Annotated in this window: 5 protein-coding genes; 1 reads left to right on the forward strand and 4 read right to left on the reverse strand. The window is 74.6% G+C overall.

The window, feature by feature from the left end; genetic code table 11:
• Window positions 1–52: 52 nt before the first annotated feature.
• The 3 genes from lhgD to CCS38_RS18605 form a co-directional block, all read right to left on the reverse strand.
• A complete protein-coding gene (gene lhgD, locus CCS38_RS18595; RefSeq protein ID WP_223734414.1) occupies window positions 53–1423 on the reverse strand; it encodes an L-2-hydroxyglutarate dehydrogenase in 1371 nt (456 codons plus the stop codon).
• A gap of 50 nt (window positions 1424–1473) precedes the next feature.
• Window positions 1474–1653 (reverse strand): hypothetical protein, encoded by a 180-nt coding sequence (locus CCS38_RS18600; RefSeq protein ID WP_223734415.1) that lies wholly within the window; start codon window positions 1651–1653, stop codon window positions 1474–1476.
• A 114-nt stretch (window positions 1654–1767) separates the two neighbouring features.
• On the reverse strand, window positions 1768–3366 hold the full coding sequence (locus CCS38_RS18605) for an NsdA family TPR-like regulatory protein (RefSeq protein ID WP_223734416.1): 1599 nt from the start codon (window positions 3364–3366) through the stop codon (window positions 1768–1770).
• A 779-nt stretch (window positions 3367–4145) separates the two neighbouring features.
• On the opposite strand from CCS38_RS18605, the gene CCS38_RS18610 reads away from it, so the two are divergent.
• Window positions 4146–6236, forward strand: coding sequence for an asparagine synthase-related protein (locus tag CCS38_RS18610; protein ID WP_223734417.1), 2091 nt, complete (start codon window positions 4146–4148; stop codon window positions 6234–6236).
• Window positions 6237–6308: 72 nt separating this feature from the next.
• Here the strand turns inward: CCS38_RS18610 and CCS38_RS18615 are convergent, their stop codons facing one another.
• On the reverse strand, window positions 6309–6722 hold the full coding sequence (locus CCS38_RS18615; protein WP_308050832.1) for an NPCBM/NEW2 domain-containing protein: 414 nt from the start codon (window positions 6720–6722) through the stop codon (window positions 6309–6311).
• Window positions 6723–6832: the final 110 nt, after the last annotated feature.

Here is a 6832-nt window from a genome sequence, read left to right on the forward strand (position 1 = left end):
TGAGGGGGCGCGGGTCAGCGACGAGGGGGCCGGTGGTCGGCCGGCAGCGGCGCTACCCCAGCACCCCCAGTGCTCGCCCCGCGATCTCGCGGCCGATGGGCAAGGAGGCCGTGGCCGCCGGGGACGGGGCGTTGAGGACGTGGATGGTGTGCGGGCCCTCGGTGATGAGGAAGTCGTCGACGAGGGTGCCGTCGGGGAGGACCGCCTGGGCGCGCACGCCGGCCGGGGCAGGGATGAGGTCGTCCGCCGTGATCGCGGGGAGCAGGCGGCGAACCGCGTCCGTGAAGGCGCGCTTGGAGAGGGAGCGGTGCAGCTCGCCCGCGCCGTACCGCCAGTGGCGGCGGGCTATCTGCCAGGCGCCCGGATACGCCAGGGTGCCGGCCAGCTCGGCGGGGCGGACCGTCCGCCAGTCGTACCCCTCGCGGGCCAGGGCCGGGACGGCGTTCGGGCCGAGGTGGACCTCGCCGTGGACGCCGCGGGTGAGGTGGACGCCGAGGAACGGGAAGGCCGGGTCGGGGACGGGGTAGACCAGGCCGCGGACCAGGGAGTCGCGCGCGGGGGAGAGGGAGTAGTACTCACCGCGGAACGGGACGATGCGCATCCCGGGGGCGTCACCGGCCAGCCGGGCGATGCGGTCGCAGTGCAGGCCCGCGCAGTTCACCAGCGCGCGGGCGCGGATGACCCGGCCCGCGGCCGTACGCACCGCGACGCGGCCGCCGCGCCGGCCGATCGTACGGACGTCCGCGTCGTACTCGATGCGCGCGCCGGCCTCCGTCGCGAGGCGGCCCAGCCGGTCCGCGACCGCGCCGAAGTCGGCGACGCCGGTCGTGCCGACGTGGATGGCCGCGAGGCCGCGCACCTCGGGCTCGTACTCCAGGATCTGCGCGGGGCCCAGCTCGCGGACGGGGATGCCGTGCTCGCGGCCGCGCTGGATGAGGGAGTGCAGGCGGGGCAGCTCGGCGCGGTCGGTGGCGACGATCAGCTTGCCGGTGACGTCGTGCGGGATGTCGTGCTCGGCGCAGAACTTGACCATCTCGGCCGAGCCTTCGAGCGCGAAGCGGGCCTTGAGGGAGCCGGGTGGGTAGTAGATCCCGCTGTGGATCACGCCGCTGTTCCGGCCCGTCTGGTGCCGGGCGGGGCCGGGCTCCTTCTCCAGCACGACGACGCGGGTGCCGGGCGCCGCCCGGGTGATCGCATACGCCGTCGAGAGGCCGACGATGCCGGCGCCGATGATCACGACGTCACAGTCGGAGCGGGGCGCCGTGCCGGGGGTCCCGGCGGGCCGGGAGGCACCGGCAGTCCGTGCGTCGTCCCCTCGCGCGCCCGCGGGCTCCGCCGTACCTGCTTCCGCACGCCGCGCGGCCTCCGCGCCCTCACCCGGGGCCTGCCCCGCGGGCCGCCCCTCCGCCTGCTCGAACGTCATCGCGGCACCTCCCCATCACGAGCAACGTCACGTCACGACCGACATACCCATCATGACGGGGGGCACTGACATCCGTCGGTCACCGGCTCCGTCACCGGCTCCTGCCGGGCGACGGCCAGGCCGTTGATCAGACCGTCGAGCAGGCCGTTGAGCAGGTCGTTGATCAGGTCGGTGACCGCAACGACGAGGACGACGAGGGCCACGCTCAGGGCCGCGGCCGGTGACCACACGCCGGGCCGGCAAGAGCAGCCGAAAGAGGACACCCGGCGAGGCACGGCAGGACACCCGGCGAGACGCCGGTACGACGTCGTTCACGCTGCCCGGTGCAGCCCCTGAACCAGCCCCTAGACCGGCGCCACCAGCAACGGCCTGGCCCGCTCCCGCAGCTCCACCACGCGCGGCTCGTCGCCGTACGGTTCCAGCCGGTGCAGGAGGTCGCGCACGTATTCCGTGGTGCGGGCGGAGGAGATGCGTCCGGCCACCTCGACCGCGCGGGTGCCCGCCGCGCAGGCCGCGTCCAGATTGCCCGATTCCAGCTCGGCCACCGCCGACACCACGAGCCGCAGGCCGTGCGAGCGCACGAATTCCTCGGTCGGGCGGGACAGGGCCTGTTCCGTGAAGCGCCGTACCTGGCGCGGAAGTCTCAGGTCGCGGTAGCACTCGGCGGCATCCGCCGCGAACCGCTCGTACGAGTAGAAGTCCAGCCAGGACGGGTCGGGGTCGCCCTCACGGGACCGTTCGAGCCAGCCCTCGGACGCCTTCAGCGCGACCTCGCAGGCGCGGCCCTCGCCGGCCTTCGCCTGGGCGCGCGCCTCGACCAGCCGGAAGAAGCTCATCGTGCGGGCGGTCGCCAGCCCCCGGTTGCGCTCCAGTGCGGCCTGGGCGAGGTCGACGCCCTCGTCGGCGAAGCCGCGGTAGGTCGCCTGCAGGGACATCGATGCCAGGACATAGCCGCCCAGAGGCACGTCAGCAGCGGCGCGGGCCAGGCGCAGCGCCTGGATGTAGTACCGCTGCGCCGCCTCCTGCTGGCCCGTGTCGAACGCCATCCAGCCGGCCAGCCGGGTCAGTTCGGCCGTCGCTCCGAACAACGCGCGGCCCACCTCGTCGCTGTACGAGGCGAGGAGTAACGGCGCCGCGTCCACCCGGAGGCACTCGGGCACCATCGAGGAACGCCAGTCACCGCCGCCGTACTTGGAGTCCCAGCGGCGCGCATCTTCGGCCGCCTCGCGCAGCTTGGAGACATCGCTGTGGCCGACATGCTGCGGCAGCGGCTCGCCGCCGGCGGCCGCCGTGTCCTTCGGGTCGTCCTTGCCCGGCTCCTTGCCCGAGAGAGCGGAGGTGCTGGGGACCCCGGATATCGTCGGCGCGCCACCAGGCGCGGCGGCCGGGCCCGAAAGGCCGCCCTCGGGCCCCGCGTCCGCATCCGTGTCCTGCGGGCCGCCCCGCCCCGTTCTCGCCTCCGGAACACCCCGCGCCACTGAGCTGTCGGCCGGGGATATGAGCCAGCGGGAGGCCGGAGTGGCGTACGCGCTGACGGAGAAGGAACCGGCCAGGCTCTGCCAGATGCCGCCGCCGCCCGCCCGCCGTCCGGCCAGATCCAGCCGGTACAGCTCGGTCGCGGACCGTACGGCCGCGCTCACGTCGCGCGGGAATGCCAGGCCCACTTCGGGCGCGGGGTCGGCGTCGGCCAGCCCGATTTCGTGCAGCGGCACCGGCCGGCCGAGCTTGCTGCCGATCGCAGCCGCAATCAAGTGCGGCGCCGCACCCTGCGGGACCATGCCCTTCGACACCCATCGGGCGACCGAGGTCTTGTCGTAGCGAAGCGTCAGGCCACGCTGCGCACCGAGGTCGTTGACCCGGCGGGCGAGCCCGGCGTTACTGATCCCCGCGAGGGCGAGAACGGTGCCGAGTTTTTCGTTCGGCCCGCGAGTATCCCTGGACATGCGCACCCCTCGACCAAGCGACGGCCACCCCGTACTCCCCGGGGCATGCGTCCACCCAGAGTAGTTCGCTGAATCCCGACCGTTAAGGGTCGGTGTCCCGGATGGCGAGATTCGTGTCTGCAGAGGAGGTCACACGTGTGCATGTGCTCCGGGTACGTGTTGCCGTGCGCCCGTCCGTGCGCGCTGGCTGCTCCATGGCGGGCACGTTTCCATGGGTCTTGCGTGGGTCGGCCCGCTGCACTGGATCCAGTGGGCTGGGGGACACCGCCACCTCATTCCCCGCGGGTGGCGGTCCGGTCCGGGGGGTGAGTCCCACCTCCCGGACTGTCGCGATCACTTACGCAACGCCTCGGAACGGGACCGCCAGGCGGTCCGTACGGTCCGCCGCCCGGTTCGCGCGCCCCGTTGACCGCCCCCGAATGCGCCGGGTCCGCGCCGACCAGCGCTTCCGCCCGCAACGTATCGGTACGGAACGGACTTTGGCTGAATACCATCACCCGACACTTTCCCGCCGCGGCCAGTGCACGGCCCCGAGAAGCGGCGTGCGCGGCTCCTGAAGGCGGTGTGCGCTGCCCTTGAGGACGGGTGTGCGCGGCGCTTCGGAGCGCTGTCGCGACACCAGGGGCTGCCCGCGTGTACACGCCGTCCTCATGCCGCCTCCCACCGGTCCCGCTCGTGGCAGAGTGGTCCGCACAACTGCTGTGCCACGCGCCGTACGGGGCGAATGAGTGCCTCCGTGACCGGCGTGCGGAGCGACGGGGAGACGGGCGGAGGCCACGATGCGCTGGTTGGTGGGGTGGAGCAGTGCCGCCACGGGCCCGGGCCCCATCGACGACAGCCGCACGGTGCTCCCCGTGGGCGCCCAACTCCTGTGGGGCGACCCCGATCCGCTCTGGGCGGTCGGCGACTGGCGCCCCGACGAAGTGCGCATCGTGAAGGCCGACCCCGAGACCCGGATCGCGGTCTTCGGGGTGTGCGGCGCGACAGACGACCAGCTGCGGGTGGGCCTCCTCGCCGCACGTGGTGGTGCGCTGCGCCATCTCACCGCCTGGCCCGGCAGTTACACCGCCGTCGCCCAGGTGGGCCGGCGGCTCACGGTCACCGGCGATCTGGCGGGCGCCCGCCCGGTGTTCCACACCCGGTGGGCGGGCGGCACGGCCTATGCGACCGCCGCCCTGCCGCTCGCCGACCTGATCGAGGCGAGCCTCGACGTGGGGCACCTCGCGGCGCTGCTGGCCTGCCCGGACGCCCCCGAGGCGCTCGGCACGGGCACGCCGTACACGGGCGTGCGGCGCGTCCCGCCCGGCCACGCCCTCGTACTGCGCGGCGGCTCCAGCGAGATCACCTCGTACGAACAGACCCACTCGCTCGCCGTCTCGGCGCCGCAGCTCGCGCCCGAACAGGCCGTGGACGGCGTGCGGGAGGCGCTCGTGGACGCCGTACGGGCCCGGCTGGCGGCCCCGCGGCACGCGCCCGACCCGCACGGCGGTCCGGGGGCTCCCGGCGGCCTGGACCCCGGCCCGGTGCCCGGCATGGGCCCGGAGGACCGACGGGCCGCGCGCGGCGCACCGGCGCCCGGCATCGGCGCCGACCTGTCCGGCGGCAGCGCGTCCGGGACGCTGGCGCTGCTCGCGGCCGGCCTGCCGGGGCAGCCGGGGCGGCTCAACGGGCAGGGCGAGCGGCTCCTCGCGGTCACCTTCAACGACCGGGCCGGCAACGGGGTCCAGGCGTACCGGGAGGCCGAGCTGGAGCGCGCCCGCAGCATCGCGGACAACCCGCGGCTGCACCACGTGGTGGTCGCGGCGGGCGAGGAGGCGCTCCCGTACGCGGCCCTGGGTACGGGGCCGCTCACGGACGAACCGGGGCCCTCGATGGTCGCCGCCGAACGGCACCGCAGGCGGCTGCTCTCCGGGAGCGCCGACCACTTCGTGGGGCACGGCGCGCGGCAGGTACTGGACGCCCATCCGGCGCGCCTTGCGGACCTGTTGCTCGACCGGCGGCGCCGGCACCTGCTGCGCCCGGTCACGGCGCTGGCGAAGGCCGACGGCGCGGCCACGCACTCGGTGTTCATACCGTTCACGGTCTACCGGGCCGCGCGGAAGCTGGCCCGCACGCCCTACGGGGCGGGGATCTCCGCGGCCGCCGCGCGGCTGCTGGGGCGGGAGTTCACGGACGAGACGGTGGCGGGCAGCGCCGTGGAAGCCTCACTGGCGGCGCTCACGTGGTGCCGGCCCGGGCCTGCCGCGCGCTGGCTCACGGGGGAAGCGCTCGCTGAAGTATCGGTTCGGCTGAGCGACGCGGCACTACGGGCCCCGGCCGTCGGCCGCCCCGGGGAACGCCGGGCACGCGCGGCACTCGCCCGGCACGCCGCCGACCACCGCGTCTTCGAACAGGCCGCGGAAGTACGGAACCAGCGGCTGCACGCGCCCTTCCTGGACAACCAGGTGGTACTCGCCTGCCGCGCGCTCCCGGACACGCTCAGGGTGCAACCGGGGGCGCGCGCCTCGGTGTTGCGCGCCGTGCTCTCCGGGGCGGGCATCCGCGACCTGCCACCGGGCTGGGGCGCGACCTCCCACGTGACGCACGCGGCGGCGGTACGGGCCGGGCTGCGCGCCTCCATGGACGACCTCGTGCGGCTCTTCGATGCACCGCTGCTCGCCGACGCGGGGCTGGTGGAGGCCCGCGTCGTACGCAAGGCGCTGCGTGCCGCGGCCGAGGGCGCGCCGCTGCCCCTGGACGGCCTGGCGGAGCTGGTCTCCACGGAGCTGTGGCTGCGCCGGCTGCTCGCCCGACGCGGAACGTGCTGGACGGGCGCGGCGGCACCCCGCCAGCGCGCCGTCTCGACCGGCGTCGAACGCCTGGCGCTGTAGCCCCGCCGAGGCGCCAGGGCCCCAGGAGCCTCTCTCGGGGCCTCAGGCGCGCCTCACAGCCCCCTCAGCGGCTCAGCGACAGCTGATCCGGGACTCCGCCCAGTCGCTGAACGTCAGGGTGTCAGCGGACGTCTGAGGCTCGGCGACCAGCCGGATGGACGTGCGGCCCGCCAGCGGGACATGGACCGGTACTGCTTGGTCGCCGCCCCGCACCACACCGGAGCGCCACTGCCGCACCCCGTCCGCGTACACCGAGAAGCGCACCGCGCCGCGCCCCATGGCCAGGTCGTCCACGCCCGCGAGGGCATCGAAGGCCGTGCACTCCCGGTTGAGGTCGATCGTCACCGAGGACGGGGCGTGCGTCGTCACACCGTGGGAGTAGTGCTTGCCTCCGATGCTGACGCCGCCCTGGCGCTGCCACAGGAAGCTGCTGTCCGTGGCGCGCACCTCCGGCTTGCTGCCGCTGCCCGTGAAGTCCCAGGCCAGCGTGTTGACGGCATACGGAGCCGTCGGCGGCGGTGGCGTCGGCTTCGGCGGCTTCGGGGTCGGCGTCGGCGTCGGAGTGGGCTTCGGTTTCGGTTTCGGCTTCGGCTCGG

Source organism: Streptomyces purpurogeneiscleroticus (assembly GCF_020024005.1).
Lineage (GTDB): Bacteria > Actinomycetota > Actinomycetes > Streptomycetales > Streptomycetaceae > Streptomyces > Streptomyces purpurogeneiscleroticus.

Coding starts and splice junctions, on each gene's coding strand:
- lhgD (WP_223734414.1), bottom strand. CDS start 1,423: ATGACGTTCGAGCAGGCGGAGGGGCGGCCCGCGGGGCAGGCCCCGGGT.
- CCS38_RS18605 (WP_223734416.1), bottom strand. CDS start 3,366: ATGTCCAGGGATACTCGCGGGCCGAACGAAAAACTCGGCACCGTTCTC.
- CCS38_RS18610 (WP_223734417.1), top strand. CDS start 4,146: ATGCGCTGGTTGGTGGGGTGGAGCAGTGCCGCCACGGGCCCGGGCCCC.